Genomic DNA, 14386 nt, shown 5'->3' on the forward strand with positions numbered 1-14386 from the left:
CCTGACCGCCTGACCCTTCCTAGAGGCGGCCGGCGGCCTTCAGCGCCAGGTAGGCGTCCGCGAGGGCGGGTGCGATGTCGTCCGGTGGCGCGTCCACGACCTCGACCCCGTGCCTGCGCAGCCGGGCCGTGATGCGCCTGCGCCCGAGCCTCGCCTGTTCGGCCGCCGCCGCGTCGTAGACCTGCTCGGCCGTGTCGCGGCGCTCGGCCATGGCCGCCACGCTCGGGTCGGACACCCCGGCCACCAGCACGAGGTGGCGCGAGGAGAGCTGGGGCAGCACCGGCATGAGCCCCTCGTCCATCGCCGCCGGGTTGAGGTCGGTCAGCAGCACGACCAGGCAGCGCCGCTTGGCCCGCGCGAGCACCGCCGCGACCATGCCTTGGGCGTCGGCCTCGACCAGCTCGGCCTCGATCGGCGCCATCACGTTGACCAGCGACGACAGCAGCTCGGTGCGGGACGCGCCGCTCACCCAGGCGCGTACGGCCCGGTCATAGGCCAGGAAGTCCACCTGGTCACCGGCGCGGGCGGCGAGCGCCGCCAGCAGCAGGGCGGCGTCCATCGACCAGTCGAGGCGCGGCCAGCCGGGCGCGGGCGGTGCGTCGGGGCGTACCAGCAGGCCGCCGCCGCCCGGCTGCTCCCCGGCCAGCGGCACGGGAGCGGCGCCCACCCGGCCCGCCGAGGTGCGTCCCGTGTCGAGCACGATGAGGACGCGCCGGTCACGTTCGGGCCGCCACGTCCGTACGACGACGTCGTGCCGGCGCGCGGTGGCCCGCCAGTCGATCGAGCGCACGTCGTCGCCCACCACGTATTCGCGCAGGGAGTCGAACTCGGTGCCCTGGCCGCGGACGAGCGCCGGGTGCTGCCCGTCGAGCTCGCGCAGCCGGGCCAGGCGGGAGGGCAGGTGCTTGCGCGACAGGAACGGCGGCAGCACGCGTACGGTCCAGGGGGACTGGTGACTGCCCTGGCGGGCGGCCAGCCCCAGCGGGCCGACCGACCGCACGGTCACCGCCACCGACGACCGGTCGCCGCGCCTGGTGGGGGAGAGCGTGATGGTGATCTTGCGGCGTTCGCCGGCCGGCACGTCGAGGGGAGCCACCCTGGGAGCCGCGCCCGCGGAGGGCGGCCAGGCGTCCCTGAGCGCGCCGCGCACCCGCCGGCCGCCCGGGTTCTCCACCACCAGCTCCACGGTGGCCCGCTGGCCGAGCCGCAGCAGCGTGTCGCCCGAGCGGTGGAAACGCAGCGGGCGTACGGCGCCGGCGAAGGCCAGGTCCACCACGATGCCGGCGGCCAGCAGCAGGCACACCCCGGCCAGCGCGGCCCCCGGCTGCGGCGCGAACAGCACCACCACGATCCCGAGCGCCGCCAGCAGCCCGGCACGTCCGGTCAACGCCATCGGCACACCCGCCCTGCGAGTCCGGTGGCCGGCATCAGCGCGGGACCGGGACGGAGGCGAGGATGCCGTCGAGCAGGCCGTCGGCGGTCGCGCCCTCCAGCTCCGCCTCGGGGCGCAGCTGGACGCGGTGCCGCAGCGCGGGCCTGGCCAGTGCCTTGACGTCGTCGGGGGTGACGTACGCGCGGCCTGACAGCCACGCCCACGCCCGCGAGGCCGCCAGCAGCGCCGTCGCGCCTCGGGGTGAGACGCCGAGCTGCAGCGAAGGGGAGCTCCTGGTGGCGCGGGCGACGTCCACGATGTAGCCGAGCACCTCGGGCGCCACGTGCACGGCGGCCACCGCCTCGCGCCCCGCCGCCAGGTCGGCGGCCGACGCGACGGCCTTGACCTGCGACAGGTCACGCGGGTCGAAGCCGAGCGCGTGGCGTTCGAGCACCGCGATCTCCTGCTCGCGCGGCGGCAGCGGCACGGTCAGCTTCAGCAGGAACCGGTCGAGCTGGGCCTCCGGAAGCTGGTACGTGCCCTCGTACTCGACGGGGTTCTGCGTCGCGCACACCACGAACGGGTCGGGCAGCTCGCGCGCCGCGCCCTCCACGCTGACCTGCCGCTCCTCCATCGACTCCAGCAGCGCCGCCTGCGTCTTCGGCGGCGTACGGTTGATCTCGTCGGCGAGCAGCAGGTTCGTGAACACAGGACCCTCGCGGAACTCGAACCGCGCGGTCTTCGTGTCGTAGATCAGCGACCCGGTCACGTCGCCCGGCATCAGGTCGGGGGTGAACTGCACGCGCTTGAAGTCGAGCGCCAGGGCGGCGGCCAGCGTACGGACCATCAGCGTCTTCGCCACGCCAGGCACGCCTTCCAGCAGCACGTGCCCCCGGCACAGCAGCGCGATGACCATCCCCGTCACCACCGCGTCCTGGCCGACCACGGCCTTGGACACCTCGGCGCGCAGCGCGCTCAGCGCCTCCCTGGCCGAGTCGCCGCCCTGCTGTGGCGCGCGATATGTGCTGTCAAAGCTCACTGACGGTCCTTTCGATGGAGTCCAGATAGCGGGCCAGCGCCACCAGCCCCGCGTCGTCGTTCGGCGGCGGGCCGTAGAGCGCGTCGGCGACCTGGTGGGCGTCCTCGCCCGTACGGGCTGCGAGCGCGGCCACCACCTCGTGCCTGCCCGCGCCCGATGCGAGCCCCAGCCGGGGCGTCAGCCGGTCGATCGTGCCCGCGCGCAGGGCGTCCGCCGCGCGTTCCCGGGCGCGCCTGGCGCGGTAGAGCCGGCCCCTGCCCTCCACGGTCTCGGCGGCCCTGACGACGACGGGCAGCTTCTCCGCCACCACCGGGCCGAGGCGGCGGCCCCGCCAGAACGCGGTGACCAGCACCGCGATCGCCGCCATGGAGATGGCCCAGCGGATGCTGCCCGGCATCAGGTCGTACATCGAGGCGCCGCGCTCGCCCGGCAGAGCGGACGGCGGCGGGGTCTCCGGGCGGACGACCCAGATGACCGGCTTGCCGGTGCCGATCAGGTTGAGCGCCAGCGCGGCGTTGCCGTCCTCGGCCAGGCGCTGGTTGGTCATGAACGAGCCGTCGCCGACGACCGTGATCGTGCCGCCGCCGTACGGGTAGCGCACCAGCGCGTGCCCGTCGTCGGCCGGGTAGCAGGCGGTCGCGCCCGAGGGTCCGCGCAGCCGGGGGCCGCCCAGGTAGGCGCTGCCCGCCGCGGTCGCCGCCGGCAGCCCGCACTCGGGCTCGCGCGACCTGGTGCGGGCCGCTTGGCCTGGCTCGATCTGGATCCCCGGGGCGAGCGCGCTCAGGCCGGGCACGGCGCCGACGATCACCCGGTCGCCGGGGACCCTGGCCAGGGCGTACTGGTCGATGAAGGTGGTGTCGGTGACCAGCAGCAGCCGGTCGCCCGCCGCCCCCTTGGCGACCGCGGCCTCCGCGGTGTCGACCCGCTCGACGGTGACGCCCTGCTTGCGCAGCAGCTCGGCCAGCGCCTTGGAGCCGGAGAGCGAGGTGTCATCGGGATCCAGCGGCCGTGACGGGCCCGAGTCGCCGGACAGCAGCACGGACAGCACTCCGAAGAGCACCGCGATGACGCCGAGCAGCACGAACAGCCGCCCGGCCCGCCAGGCGGAGCGCGCGGTCGGCGAGGTGGAGTAGGACGCCCCCGCGGTGGTGAGGCTCACGACCCGCCCTCGGCCTGGCTGTGGGGGCCGGCGGGGCTGCCAGGGCCGGTGGGGCCGTTGAGAGCGTAAGGGCCGGTCGAGCCGCTGGGGCCGGTGGTGGCCATGGCCAGGGGGACCGGGCGGGCTCGGCGGAGGCGGTCGTCCAGGCTCGCCATCGTCTCGTACGCCTCCCTGGTGCCCGCCACCCCGCCGTAGGTCACGTCGTCGAACGAGCGGGCCGCGGCGGCGAGTTCCCCGGCGAAGGCGGGCAGTGCCTGGGCCGCCTCGGCGGCGAGCTCGTCGGCCGTGCGCCCGGGCAGGCCGTCCACCAGCGCGCGCTCCTCCAGGTCGCGGGCGATGGCGCGGAGCCGTTCCTGAAGGGCCTCCGTCCAGCGGCCCTCCGCGGCGAGGCGCTCGGCGGCCTGGCGGTGCTGGAGCGCCGTCATGGCCTGCGCGCCGAACAGGGCGCCGTCAGGCGCCGCGTTACGGCGCGAGGACCTGCGCAGCCGCCAGCCGATCAGCGTGATCGCTCCAAGGATGATCGCCGTGATCACGATGGCCGCGATGATGCCGCCCGTCGTGCCGCCCCCGGTGGCGACGTCGATGATGTCGCCGAGGAACTGCGTGACCCGCCGGTAGATCAGGTCGAGCAGCGGCTCCCTCGCGTAGTCGGGGTGGAGAAGCTCTTCCGCGGCCCGCCGCGCGGCCTCCTCCCGATCGATCGGGCTCACGACCGCGCGGAGTTGCTCGGGTGCCACAGCTCGTCGGCCGAGTCGTGCACCCAGCCCTGGCGCTGCTGCTCGATGGCCGCCGTCTGCAGCACGAGGTCGAACGCCTCACTGCGCATGCGGCGGTCGGCGTACAGCAGGCCGGACACACCGGCTTCGAACGGGTAGGTCAGCATCGAGCCCAGCATGGTGCCGAGCGCCAGCAGCACGGCGGCCAGGACGGTGGTCGCGACCGAGTCGGCGCCGAGCATGCCGAACAGCGTGCCGGCCATCGTGAACGGCACGGTCAGAATGCCCGCCACGAGCCCGACCAGCAGGGTCGTGAGCAGCAGGATGCCGAACACCCGCCAGAAGTCGCCGGTGACGAGCTGCCACGAGCGGCGCATGGCGTCGATGGGTCCCCGGCCCTCCAGCACCACGGCGGGCGAGGCGAGCGCGAAGCGGGTCCTGAAGAACAGGTAGTAGCCGACGTACAGGACGAGGAACAGGATCGTCGCCCCGAACAGCCACCCGAGGTCGGACGCGCCGGCGTTGAGCGCGAGCGCCACCATGATCAGAGTGAACACGATCAGCGGCACGAGCATGATGACGGCCATCAGCCCCACCACGCCGAACAGCGCGGGCACCCGGCCCTTGACGAGCCGCCAGGCGTCGCCGGCGCTGAGGTTGCCGCCGAAGACGGCCCGGCCGAGTATGCGGGTCAGCACGCCGGTCAGCAGCGTGACCACGACGAACTGCACGGCGTAGGAGATGAGCGTGCCGCCGTATTGGCCGATGACGCCGTAGACGCTGTTGAGCTGGGCCTCGGCGGCGCCGGTCGGGTCGTCGAGCGCGACGCGGGTGGCGTCGATCACGAACGCCTGCCCCACGGCCAGCGGGACGGCGGCGATCAGGGCGGCGATGGCCGACAGGCCGAGCACCGCCTTGGGGTTGGACCTGATCAGCTTGATCGTGCCGTCGAGGATGTCGCCGAGCCCGAGCGGGCGCAGCGGGATGATGCCGGGCCGCAGCGCCGGCGGGTGCGGCATGGGAGGGCCGTAGGGCGGCTGCTGCCCATGGTGCTGCCCATGGTGCTGCCCGTGCTGCTGCCCGTGCTGCTGGTACGGCGGGGGCGGCGGGTAGGGGGCGTGCGGCCCTTGCGGCGCCTGCTGGTGCGGCGGGCCGCCATAGGGCCCCTGTTGCTGGGAGCCGGGCGCGGTCCAAGGGGAGGCCGGCGGGGCGCTGTAGGGCGGGGGCTGTTCGGCCGACCAGCCTGATGGCGTCTCGGGCGTGGGACCGTGACCGTCTGACATATCCCAATCCTGGCATGCTGGGCCGAGGGTTGCGTCACGGAGCGGAATCGCCGCCTCATCTTGCCCACATTGGTTGACGAATCGGGGCAAGGTTCGCGTCCAGGGATGGCCGAAAGTCGCCTTGTTACCGCAGACTGAGATTGCGGTCGCGGGGGCGGACCTAAAATTCGCCTTTTGCAGGGCTCAGGTCACACTCATGGGCCGACCAAGGGTAACCTTCAGCGATCGTGCGGGTATGTCCCACAATGCGTAGAACGAATGAGGGGCCATGAAAGGTCGCGTGCTGGTCGTCGACGACGACGCCGCTCTCGCCGAGATGCTGGGGATCGTGCTGCGAGGGGAAGGCTTCGAACCGTCATTTGTCTCCGATGGCGACAAGGCCCTCGACGCGTTCCGGGATACACGCCCGGACCTGGTGCTGCTCGACCTGATGCTGCCGGGAGCCGACGGCATCGATGTCGCGCGCAGGATCAGGGCGGAGTCGGGGGTTCCGATCGTCATGCTCACGGCGAAGAGCGACACGATCGACGTGGTGCTCGGCCTCGAGTCGGGCGCCGACGACTACATCGTCAAGCCGTTCAAGCCGAAGGAACTGGTCGCCAGGGTGCGGGCGCGGCTGCGCCGTACCGATGAGCCGACCCCCGAGATCCTGCAGATCGGCGACATCACCATCGACGTGGCGGGCCACTCGGTCAAGCGCGGCGAGGAGACCATCAACCTCACGCCGCTGGAGTTCGACCTGCTGGTGGCGCTGGCTCGCAAGCCGCGCCAGGTCTTCACCCGCGAAGTGCTGCTCGAGCAGGTGTGGGGCTACCGCCACGCCGCCGACACCCGGCTGGTCAACGTCCACGTGCAGCGGCTCAGGGCCAAGATCGAGAAGGACCCCGAGCACCCCGAGATCGTCGTGACGGTCCGTGGCGTGGGCTACAAAGCCGGCCCGGCCTGACCCTCGTTCCGCTCCGCCATGCCCCCGACGACGAGACGTAGAACCCGCAGACGGACGCTTCGCCAGATCCTCGGCGGCGTCCGCCGGCGGGTTCGGCGTGCGGCGGGCAGGACGCGGAGCGTCTGGCGGCGCTCGCTCCAGCTCCAGGTGGTCACCAGCACGCTGGTGATCTCGGTGATCGTCGTGGTGGTGCTCGGCACCTTCCTGTACGGCCAGATCTACCGTTCGGTCGTCGACAGCAGCACCCAGTCGGCCACCAACGAGGCGTTCACCGACCGGCTGCAGATCGCCGACGCGCTGGCCCCCGAGACCGACGACCCCGCCCAGTCCACCGACTCCGGCAAGCAGGGCGTGGTCAACCGGCTCGACGAGGTCATGAACACCGTCGCGGGCACCGGCGAGGACGGCTCGGGCAAGCGCTACGACGTGCTGATACTCAACCTGACGACCCCGGGGGAGTCGCGGGCGTCCGGCAACGTCGTGCCCGCCAACGTGCCTGAGGGGCTCAAGCAGAGCCTGCGGCGCAACATCAAGAACCACCGCTTCGACAAGACGGTCGCGTCGATCCAGACGATCAAGTTCTCCGGCGAGAGCCAGCCGAGGCTCACGTTCGTGGTGGTCGGCGCCGTGCACCAGCCGGACGGCCGCAACTACGAGGTCTACCACTTCTTCCCGATGACCGAGGAAGAGGAGATGCTCTCCAACGTCCGGCTGGCCATCGTCGTGGTGGGGCTCGGGCTGGTGATGCTGCTCGCCGCCATCGCGTACCTGGTGGCCAGGCAGGTCGTCACCCCCGTACGCCTGGCCCGCCAGGCCGCCGAGCGCCTCGCCGCCGGCAAGCTGGACGAACGGCTCAAAGTGCGCGGCGAGGACGACCTGGCCAGGCTCGCGAACTCGTTCAACGAAATGGCCGCCAACCTCGCGCTCAAGATCCACCAGCTCGAAGAGCTCTCCCAGGTGCAGCGGCAGTTCGTCTCCGACGTCTCCCACGAGCTGCGCACCCCGCTCACCACCGTCCGCATGGCCGCCGACCTGCTCTACGACGCCCGCGAGGACTTCGACCCCATGGCCGCGCGCTCGGCCGAGCTGATGCAGGCCCAGCTCGAACGCTTCGAGTCGATGCTGGCCGACCTGCTGGAGATCAGCCGCTACGACGCCGGCGCCGCCACCCTCGACCTCGACTCCGTCGACATCCGCGACGTCGTGCTGCGCGCCATCGGCGACTCCGAGGCCCTCGCCGAGCGCCACTCCACCCGCTTCGAGCTGCGGCTGCCCAACGAGCCCTGCATGGCCGAGATCGACAACAGGCGGGTCGAGCGCATCCTGCGCAACCTGCTGTTCAACGCCATCGAGCACGGCGAGGGCCGCGACATCGTGGTCACCGTCGGCGCCGACCGCGACGCCGTCGCCGTCGCCGTACGCGACCACGGCATCGGCCTCAAGACCGGCGAGGAGACGATGGTGTTCGACCGGTTCTGGCGGGCCGACCCGTCGCGGGCGCGCACCATCGGCGGCACCGGGCTCGGCCTGGCCATCTCCCGCGAGGACGCCACCCTGCACGGCGGCTGGCTCCAGGCGTGGGGCCAGCCCGGCGAGGGCTCCCAGTTCCGGCTCACGCTGCCGCGCACGGCCGGGGCCGACCTCAAGGGCTCGCCGCTGTCGCTGGTGCCGCCCGAGATCGAGATGCGGCGCACGTGGCGGACCTCCATGACGCCCGTGCTCCTGCCCGCCTCCGCAGACGGGGCCGGTCATGACGAGGACTAGACGGCTGGCCGCGGTCGCCCTGCTCGCGGTCGTCGCCGTGCTGGCGGGGTCCGGGTGCTCGGTCATCCCGCCGAGCGCGCCGTACACGGTGAACGACGAGGGCGCCGGCGACCCGCTGACCAAGCCGTTCCAGCGCATGATCGCCATCGGGCCGCAGCGCGCGTGGGGGCCCATGGAGACGTTCAGGGGCCTGCAGAGCGCCATGGCCGCCTACTCCGAGGACCCTGCCGTCCTGCAGCAGTACCTGACGCCGCAGGCGCGGCAGAAGTGGAGTGCCGCGGGGCCTGTGACGGTCATCGAGGACCTGTACGAGGTCGTGCCGCCCGCCTCGATGGACGGCACCGAGCCCGCCATGAAGATCACCGTCAAGGGCCGGTGGGTGGCGCAGATCAACGAGGACGACTCGTACAAGCCGACCGCCGGGCCGTGGTCGCAGGACTTCGAGCTGGTCAGAGAGCCGGGCGGCGGCTTCCGGGTCAACAGCCTGCCCCAGGGGCTGCTGCTGACCGCGGCCGACGTCGCCCGCGCGTACCGGCCGACCAACCTCTACTACCTCGGACGCGACGGGCAGCCGCCGCTGGTCGTCGACCGCGTACGCCTGCGGCTCAAGACCACGGAGACCTACGCGCAGACCGTGCTCAAGCGGCTGCTCAAGCCGCCGACCGAGGCCCTGCGCGGCGCGGTCACCACCGGTTTCCCGCCCGGCAGCGCGATCGAGTCGATCCGCTCGGGCGAGGAACGCGTCGTGATCAACCTCTCCGGTGACTTCGACGTGCTCGACCTGAGCGCCGAGGACGCCCTGCGCGCCCAGATCAGGCACAGCCTCAACAACAACGAGATCGCCAAAGGCCGCATCATCGAGGTCCAGGTGGACGGCGAGCCGTACATCACCGACCGCCCCAACACCGAGGACAGCTGGCTCGGCGACGGCGGCGAGCGGGCCTACTACGTCAGCCGCGGCGCCCTGCACTACCTCGGCCAGGACGGCGCCGCCGGCGCCGTGGCGGGGGCCGCGGGCGAGCAGCGCGACGGCTACTCCGACTTCGCCGTCTCCAAGGACGCCGGCGGCGTCTCGGTCGCCGCGCGCACCTCCACCGGCGTCTCGGTCGCCGGGCTCAGCCCCGACGGGCGCTGGCAGCAGGTCATCCAGGGCGGCGACCTCACGCCGCCGACCTGGCGCAGAGACGGCACCCTATGGACCTACGACCGCAAGAACGCCGACCTGCTGCGCTACGACCCCAAGAGCGGCCGCGGCCCCGACGTCGTCCCCACGCCCAAGCAGCTCGTCGGCCTGAACATCACCGGGCTGCGCATCGCCAGGGACGGCGTGCGGGTGGTGGTCACCATCGACGACGAGACCGTCCAGATCGGGGCGCTCATCGGCGAGGGCGGCGGGGTCGAGCTGGGCAACCTGCAGTCCCTGACCACCACCGAGGGCAGCGACCAGATCACCGACGTGGCCTGGGCCGACGACCTGCGGCTGCTGGTGCTGGTGGAGAGCAAGGCCGGCCAGATGCTCAACGAGATCAACGTGGGCGACGGGCAGACCAGCGGCGTGCCGCTCAAGGACCGCGTCACCTCGCTGGCCGCCCTGAACGATCGCATCCTGGCGGCGGTCGGCAGCGGCGGCGACGCCAAGATCCTTGAGCTCAACCAGGACCGCCAGACCTGGACCGCCAAGATCGAGTCCGACGCCGCCGAACCCCTGTTCCCCCTGGGCTGACGACGCGCTCTCCCCAGCGGAACTGTCGGTGGCGGGGGGCATGCTGGTCCGCGTGCTGAGCGACGTACTCGATCTGGTGTTGCCCGCCTCCTGCGTGGGGTGCGGGGCGAAGGGGGCGTCGTGCTGCGCCCGCTGCCGGGCCGCGCTCACCGTCGCGCCCGCGCGGCGGGTCCCCGCGCCGGCGCCGACCGGCCTGCCCGACTGCTGGTCGGCGGCTCCGTACGACGGGGTGGTCCGCAGGATGATCCTGGCCTACAAGGAGCGGGGAGCGGTCGTGGTGGCGGGGGCGCTGGCGGACGCGATTGCGCTCACGGCCGTGATGGCGCTCGGGCGGGTGCGGGGCGGCTTCGCGGTGGTGCCCGTGCCCAGCTCGCGGCGGGTGCGCAGGGCAAGGGGGCACGACCCCGTGGGGCGGCTGGCGGTGCTGGTGGCGGCCCGCCTGCGGGCGTCCGGGCTGGCGGCCGAGGTGTGGGCGGGCCTGGGGCAGGCGCGCGGCGTGACCGACCAGGCGGCTCTGAGCGGCACGGAGAGGGCCGCCAACCTCGCGGGGTCCCTTGAGGTCGTACGCGTCGCGAAAACGCCTCCAGGAGCCTTTGCGCTGCTCGTGGACGACATCGTCACGACGGGGGCCACCCTTGCCGAAGCGGCGAGGGCACTACGAGCGGCGGGCGTGCGAGCGCCACTGGCCGTGACCGCCGCCGCGACACGCCGAAGATCTTAAGGATTATTACGGTCACCGTCCGTGAGAAAAGATCGTTTTCACCAACCGCCCACGAGGTCACACGTCTCTGTCCTGTCACCCCTGTGCTCCATTCCGGACACACGGGACCTGCTGCCGCACAAGGGATCCCGACCGGTTGGCCGGTGCATCGCACGTCGCTTACCCACCCAGGGGAAATCACGGAAAGTGATCCTTCGGTCAGGGCTACGGCTGACATTCGTGCTGGATGCGGATAGCGTTCTGACATGGCACCCGTTCGGGTCCGTGGTTGCGCAGGGTCGGGGTCCCCGGCTCTGCTAGCCGATGCCAGCCGCAGGCAAAACGGTCCACGTAAGGCGACTCTTTGTCGACCGATCACGGTGCGGCTTAGGGGTAAGTCCTGCCTTCCCGGGGGTCCAGATGTCCCCCGTCAGAAGAGAAGGGCAGTAGTGGCGACAGCGCTGCGAGACCCTCAGCAGGCGGATGTGGGGTCGAAGACCAGGTCGGCCGGGCGGGTGCCGCCCGAGATCCCGGTGACGCGACGTCGGAAAGGGGAACGGTGACAGAAAGGCGAACAGTGCACCCCGTCCGGCGCACCCGTCGTCGGGCGCTCTTGCTCAGTCGTTAGACCGAAGGGGGGCTGTTGCATGGACATCATCGTCAAGGGCCGGCACACAGGAGTGAGTGAACGGTTCCGCGACCACGTGACGACCAAGCTGGCCAGGATCGAACGTCTGGACAACAAACTCATCAGGGTCGATGTGGAGGTGTCGAAGGAACGCAACCCGCGTCTCGCGGGACAGCGCGAGCGCGTGGAGCTCACCATTCACTCACGAGGGCCCGCGATCCGCGCCGAGGCCTCGGCCGACGATCGCTTCGCCGCCCTCGACCTAGCCCTCGACAAGCTGGAAGGCCGCCTCAGGAGGCTCGCCGACCGGCGCAAAGTCCATCACGGCAACCACTGCCCGCCCTCCGTGGCGGAGATCACCAGGACGCTCCCAGGCGCCGTCGAGCCGGCGCCGCGCGCCCAGACCGCCGTCCCCCGGCAGGCCGAGGCCGAAGAGGACGAGCGGCAGGAGAAAAGCGATCAGCTCTACGACGACATCGTCCCGATCGAGATGGACGGCGACGGGCCGCTCATCGTCCGCGAGAAGTTCCACCGAGCCGAACCCATGACCATCGACCAGGCCCTGCTGGAAATGGAGCTGGTCGGACACGATTTCTACCTGTTCCGTGACAAGGAGAGCGGGCAGCCGTGCGTCGTCTACAACAGACGCGGGTACAACTACGGCGTGCTGCGGCTCGTAGAGCCCTGATCGTGCGCTGAAAGATCTTCTCGACCACCCGAGAACCGCCGGGTACATGCCATCATGGCGGTTCAACGGCTCTGGCCCCCCGACGAGGAGGAGACGTGAGCGAGCTCAGTCAGGCGCAGGTGAGCGAGCGAAACGAGGGAATGTCAGGCGCGAGGCGGATCAAGGAGGCCTCGTGACCGAGTCTGGCGAGTCCCGCACACAGGCGAGCGAGCCGATCCGCGTGCTGATCGTGGACGATCACGAGCTGATCAGGCGGAGCCTGGCACTGGCGCTGGCCGCGGAGCCTGACATCGAGGTGGTCGGTGAGGCGAGCGACGGGCAGGAGGCGGTCGAACTGGCCGATCGCCTCATGCCTGACGTCGCGCTCATGGACGTGCGCATGCCCCGGCAGGACGGCATCGAGGCCACGAAGGGCATCAAGGACTCCGTCCCGAGCACCCGGATCATCATGCTCACGGTGAGCGACGAGGAAGAGGACCTCTTCGAGGCCATCAAGGCGGGGGCCACCGGCTACCTGCTGAAGGACGTCCAGATCAACGACGTACCCGCCGCGGTGCGGGGCGTGCACGAGGGCCAGTCGTTAATCAACCCGGCGATGGCGGCCAAGCTGATCAGCGAGTTCGCCAACATGAGCCGCAAGGAGGCCGAACGCCCGCCCCAGCTGCCCGTCCCCCGGCTGACCGACCGGGAGATGGAGGTGCTGCGGCTCGTCGCCAAGGGCATGAACAACCGGGAGATCGCCAAGCAGCTGTTCATCTCCGAGAACACGGTGAAGAACCACGTCCGCAACATCCTCGACAAACTGCAGCTGCACTCGCGGATGGAAGCCGTGGTCTACGCGGTACGCGAACGCATGCTGGAAATCACCTGACCCCACCTGCCACCCCCACCCCCAGCGGCCAGACCGCCGGACAACCGACCGCGAGCCGGCACGCGGCGCCCGCCTCTCCGGCGTCCGTACGCACCGCATGCCGCCCGCGGGCTCAGGGGGTGTTGAGGAGGGGGAGGAGCTCTGGGGGGTCGGCGCGTTCGACACGTACGTTGTCGCAGCCGACCCATGAGGCGGCTGACCACAGGGCCTCGCGCATGGCGTCGGCCCACTTTCCTGCCGAGAGGCCCGGTTCGAGGCTGAGCTGGCGAGCCACCAGGGTCGAGCCTTCACGTGCCGGGTCGACCCGGCCGATCAGGCGGCCGCCGGCGAGCACGGGCATGGTGAAGTAGCCGTGGACGCGCTTGTGCTTGGGGACGTACAGCTCAAGGGTGTAGGTGAAGCCGAAGACCCGCTCGGTGCGGCCCCGGTGCCAGATCAGGGAGTCGAACGGCGACACCAGCGTGGTGCGGTGGCGGCCGCGGGGCTCGGCGGCCAGGGCGGCCGGGTCGGCCCAGGCGTTGGGCCGACCGCGCTTGCCCGGCCAGCCGGCGACGGTGACCGGCACGAGCCCGGCCGCGCCGCTGTGGAGGGCCTCGTCGAGGATCTCGCCGAAGCGGCCCTTGACGCGGATGAAGTCGGTGAGGTCGGTGCGGTTGGCGACGCCGAGGCTGCGGCCCGCGATGGCGGTCAGGCGGGTGATGCACTCTTCGTCGGACGGCTCCTCGGCCAGCAGCTCCGGCGGGACGGCGCGTTCGGCCAGGTCGTAGACGCGGCGCCAGCCGACGCGCCGGGTGCAGACCAGCTCGCCGATGTCGAGCAGCCACTCCAGGCCGATCTTGGAGTCGGACCAGTCCCACCACGGGCCGCCGTTCTTGGCGCCGCCCACGTCGGACGTGGTCAGCGGGCCGAACTCGCGGGCCTGGTCGAGCAGCTTCTCGACCCCGTCGGGGACCTCGTGCCAGCGCTGCTTCCGCGCGCGGAAGGCCCGGCGGCGGAACGAGTAGAGGGGCCAGTGCTCGATGGGCAGGAGGCACGCGGCGTGGCACCAGTATTCGAAGCTGAGCGCCGGGTCGTGCCAGTAGGCGCGCTCGACCGCGGGCCGGCCGACCGCGCCGAGCCTGGCGTAGGCGACCAGCTCGTGGGAGCGGGCGAGCACCGAGATGGTGTCGAGCTGCACGGCGCCCAGCCTGCGGAGCATGGTGTGCACCCCGCCCTTGCGCGCGTCGGCGCCGATCAGGCCCTGCGCGCGGAGGATGATGCGCCGGGCCTCGTCGGGGGTGAGGTCGGTGACGTCGCTCATGGCTGCGGATCCGTACGGCGATGCATGCGAGCAATCTAGCGGCGCCCACCGACAGAACCGCCCGCCCCTCCACGGCGTGATGGCTGGGGTGGCGGGGGTGGGGCGAGAACGCGGCGATGAGCCCGGTCACGAGGCTCGCTCGCCGACCGCCGACCCGACAGGGACGGAACCCCGCCCGCTTGCCGGTCCATCGCCTG

At 71.8% G+C, this 14386-nt stretch carries 12 protein-coding genes; 6 read left to right on the top strand and 6 right to left on the bottom strand.

The features are described 5' to 3' along the window. Positions 1-19 precede the first annotated feature (19 nt). The 5 genes from ABZW11_RS01400 to ABZW11_RS01420 are packed head-to-tail and all read right to left on the bottom strand — an operon-like array spanning position 20 to position 5569. The gene (locus ABZW11_RS01400; RefSeq protein WP_355411389.1) at positions 20-1393 is read right to left on the bottom strand and encodes a DUF58 domain-containing protein; all 1374 of its coding nucleotides are present in this window, start codon (positions 1391-1393) and stop codon (positions 20-22) included. A gap of 34 nt (positions 1394-1427) precedes the next feature. Then, positions 1428-2411 (bottom strand): MoxR family ATPase, encoded by a 984-nt coding sequence (locus tag ABZW11_RS01405; protein ID WP_355411391.1) that lies wholly within the window; start codon positions 2409-2411, stop codon positions 1428-1430. Further along, positions 2401-3570 (bottom strand): DUF4350 domain-containing protein, encoded by a 1170-nt coding sequence (locus tag ABZW11_RS01410; RefSeq protein ID WP_355411393.1) that lies wholly within the window; start codon positions 3568-3570, stop codon positions 2401-2403. The genes ABZW11_RS01405 and ABZW11_RS01410 overlap by 11 nt, the downstream gene beginning before the upstream one ends. Then, on the bottom strand, positions 3567-4280 hold the full coding sequence (locus ABZW11_RS01415) for a DUF4129 domain-containing protein (RefSeq protein ID WP_355411395.1): 714 nt from the start codon (positions 4278-4280) through the stop codon (positions 3567-3569). The genes ABZW11_RS01410 and ABZW11_RS01415 overlap by 4 nt, the downstream gene beginning before the upstream one ends. Continuing rightward, on the bottom strand, positions 4277-5569 hold the full coding sequence (locus tag ABZW11_RS01420; protein ID WP_355411397.1) for a glycerophosphoryl diester phosphodiesterase membrane domain-containing protein: 1293 nt from the start codon (positions 5567-5569) through the stop codon (positions 4277-4279). Before ABZW11_RS01420 ends, ABZW11_RS01415 begins: the two co-directional genes overlap by 4 nt. 268 nt (positions 5570-5837) lie before the next feature. On the opposite strand from ABZW11_RS01420, the gene mtrA reads away from it, so the two are divergent. From mtrA to ABZW11_RS01450, 6 genes are all read left to right on the top strand, one after another. Then, positions 5838-6515: an MtrAB system response regulator MtrA gene (gene mtrA, locus ABZW11_RS01425; protein WP_043620615.1), complete on the top strand. Its 678-nt coding sequence runs from the start codon at positions 5838-5840 to the stop codon at positions 6513-6515. A gap of 18 nt (positions 6516-6533) precedes the next feature. Further along, a complete protein-coding gene (gene mtrB, locus ABZW11_RS01430; RefSeq protein WP_355411399.1) occupies positions 6534-8279 on the top strand; it encodes an MtrAB system histidine kinase MtrB in 1746 nt (581 codons plus the stop codon). Continuing rightward, entirely contained in the window at positions 8266-10002 is a 1737-nt protein-coding gene (locus ABZW11_RS01435; RefSeq protein ID WP_355411401.1) for an LpqB family beta-propeller domain-containing protein, read from the top strand. The genes mtrB and ABZW11_RS01435 overlap by 14 nt, the downstream gene beginning before the upstream one ends. A gap of 52 nt (positions 10003-10054) precedes the next feature. Further along, positions 10055-10723: a phosphoribosyltransferase family protein gene (locus ABZW11_RS01440; RefSeq protein WP_355411403.1), complete on the top strand. Its 669-nt coding sequence runs from the start codon at positions 10055-10057 to the stop codon at positions 10721-10723. A 626-nt stretch (positions 10724-11349) separates the two neighbouring features. Beyond that, complete coding sequence (gene raiA / locus ABZW11_RS01445; protein ID WP_355411405.1) at positions 11350-12018, top strand: ribosome-associated translation inhibitor RaiA; 669 nt, start codon at positions 11350-11352, stop codon at positions 12016-12018. 172 nt (positions 12019-12190) lie between these two features. After that, the gene (locus ABZW11_RS01450; RefSeq protein ID WP_355411407.1) at positions 12191-12889 is read left to right on the top strand and encodes a response regulator transcription factor; all 699 of its coding nucleotides are present in this window, start codon (positions 12191-12193) and stop codon (positions 12887-12889) included. 112 nt (positions 12890-13001) lie between these two features. On the opposite strand, the gene ABZW11_RS01455 is transcribed toward ABZW11_RS01450, so the two are convergent. Then, on the bottom strand, positions 13002-14189 hold the full coding sequence (locus ABZW11_RS01455) for a crosslink repair DNA glycosylase YcaQ family protein (protein ID WP_355411409.1): 1188 nt from the start codon (positions 14187-14189) through the stop codon (positions 13002-13004). Positions 14190-14386: the final 197 nt, after the last annotated feature.

The organism is Nonomuraea sp. NPDC004580 (assembly GCF_040609855.1).
Classification (GTDB): domain Bacteria; phylum Actinomycetota; class Actinomycetes; order Streptosporangiales; family Streptosporangiaceae; genus Nonomuraea; species Nonomuraea salmonea.

Excerpts from the sequence above, each read along its gene's own strand:
- mtrB (WP_355411399.1), top strand. The coding sequence starts at position 6,534 with ATGCCCCCGACGACGAGACGTAGAACCCGCAGACGGACGCTTCGCCAG.
- ABZW11_RS01420 (WP_355411397.1), bottom strand. The coding sequence starts at position 5,569 with ATGTCAGACGGTCACGGTCCCACGCCCGAGACGCCATCAGGCTGGTCG.
- ABZW11_RS01455 (WP_355411409.1), bottom strand. The coding sequence starts at position 14,189 with ATGAGCGACGTCACCGACCTCACCCCCGACGAGGCCCGGCGCATCATC.
- ABZW11_RS01435 (WP_355411401.1), top strand. The coding sequence starts at position 8,266 with ATGACGAGGACTAGACGGCTGGCCGCGGTCGCCCTGCTCGCGGTCGTC.
- ABZW11_RS01400 (WP_355411389.1), bottom strand. The coding sequence starts at position 1,393 with ATGGCGTTGACCGGACGTGCCGGGCTGCTGGCGGCGCTCGGGATCGTG.
- raiA (WP_355411405.1), top strand. The coding sequence starts at position 11,350 with ATGGACATCATCGTCAAGGGCCGGCACACAGGAGTGAGTGAACGGTTC.
- mtrA (WP_043620615.1), top strand. The coding sequence starts at position 5,838 with ATGAAAGGTCGCGTGCTGGTCGTCGACGACGACGCCGCTCTCGCCGAG.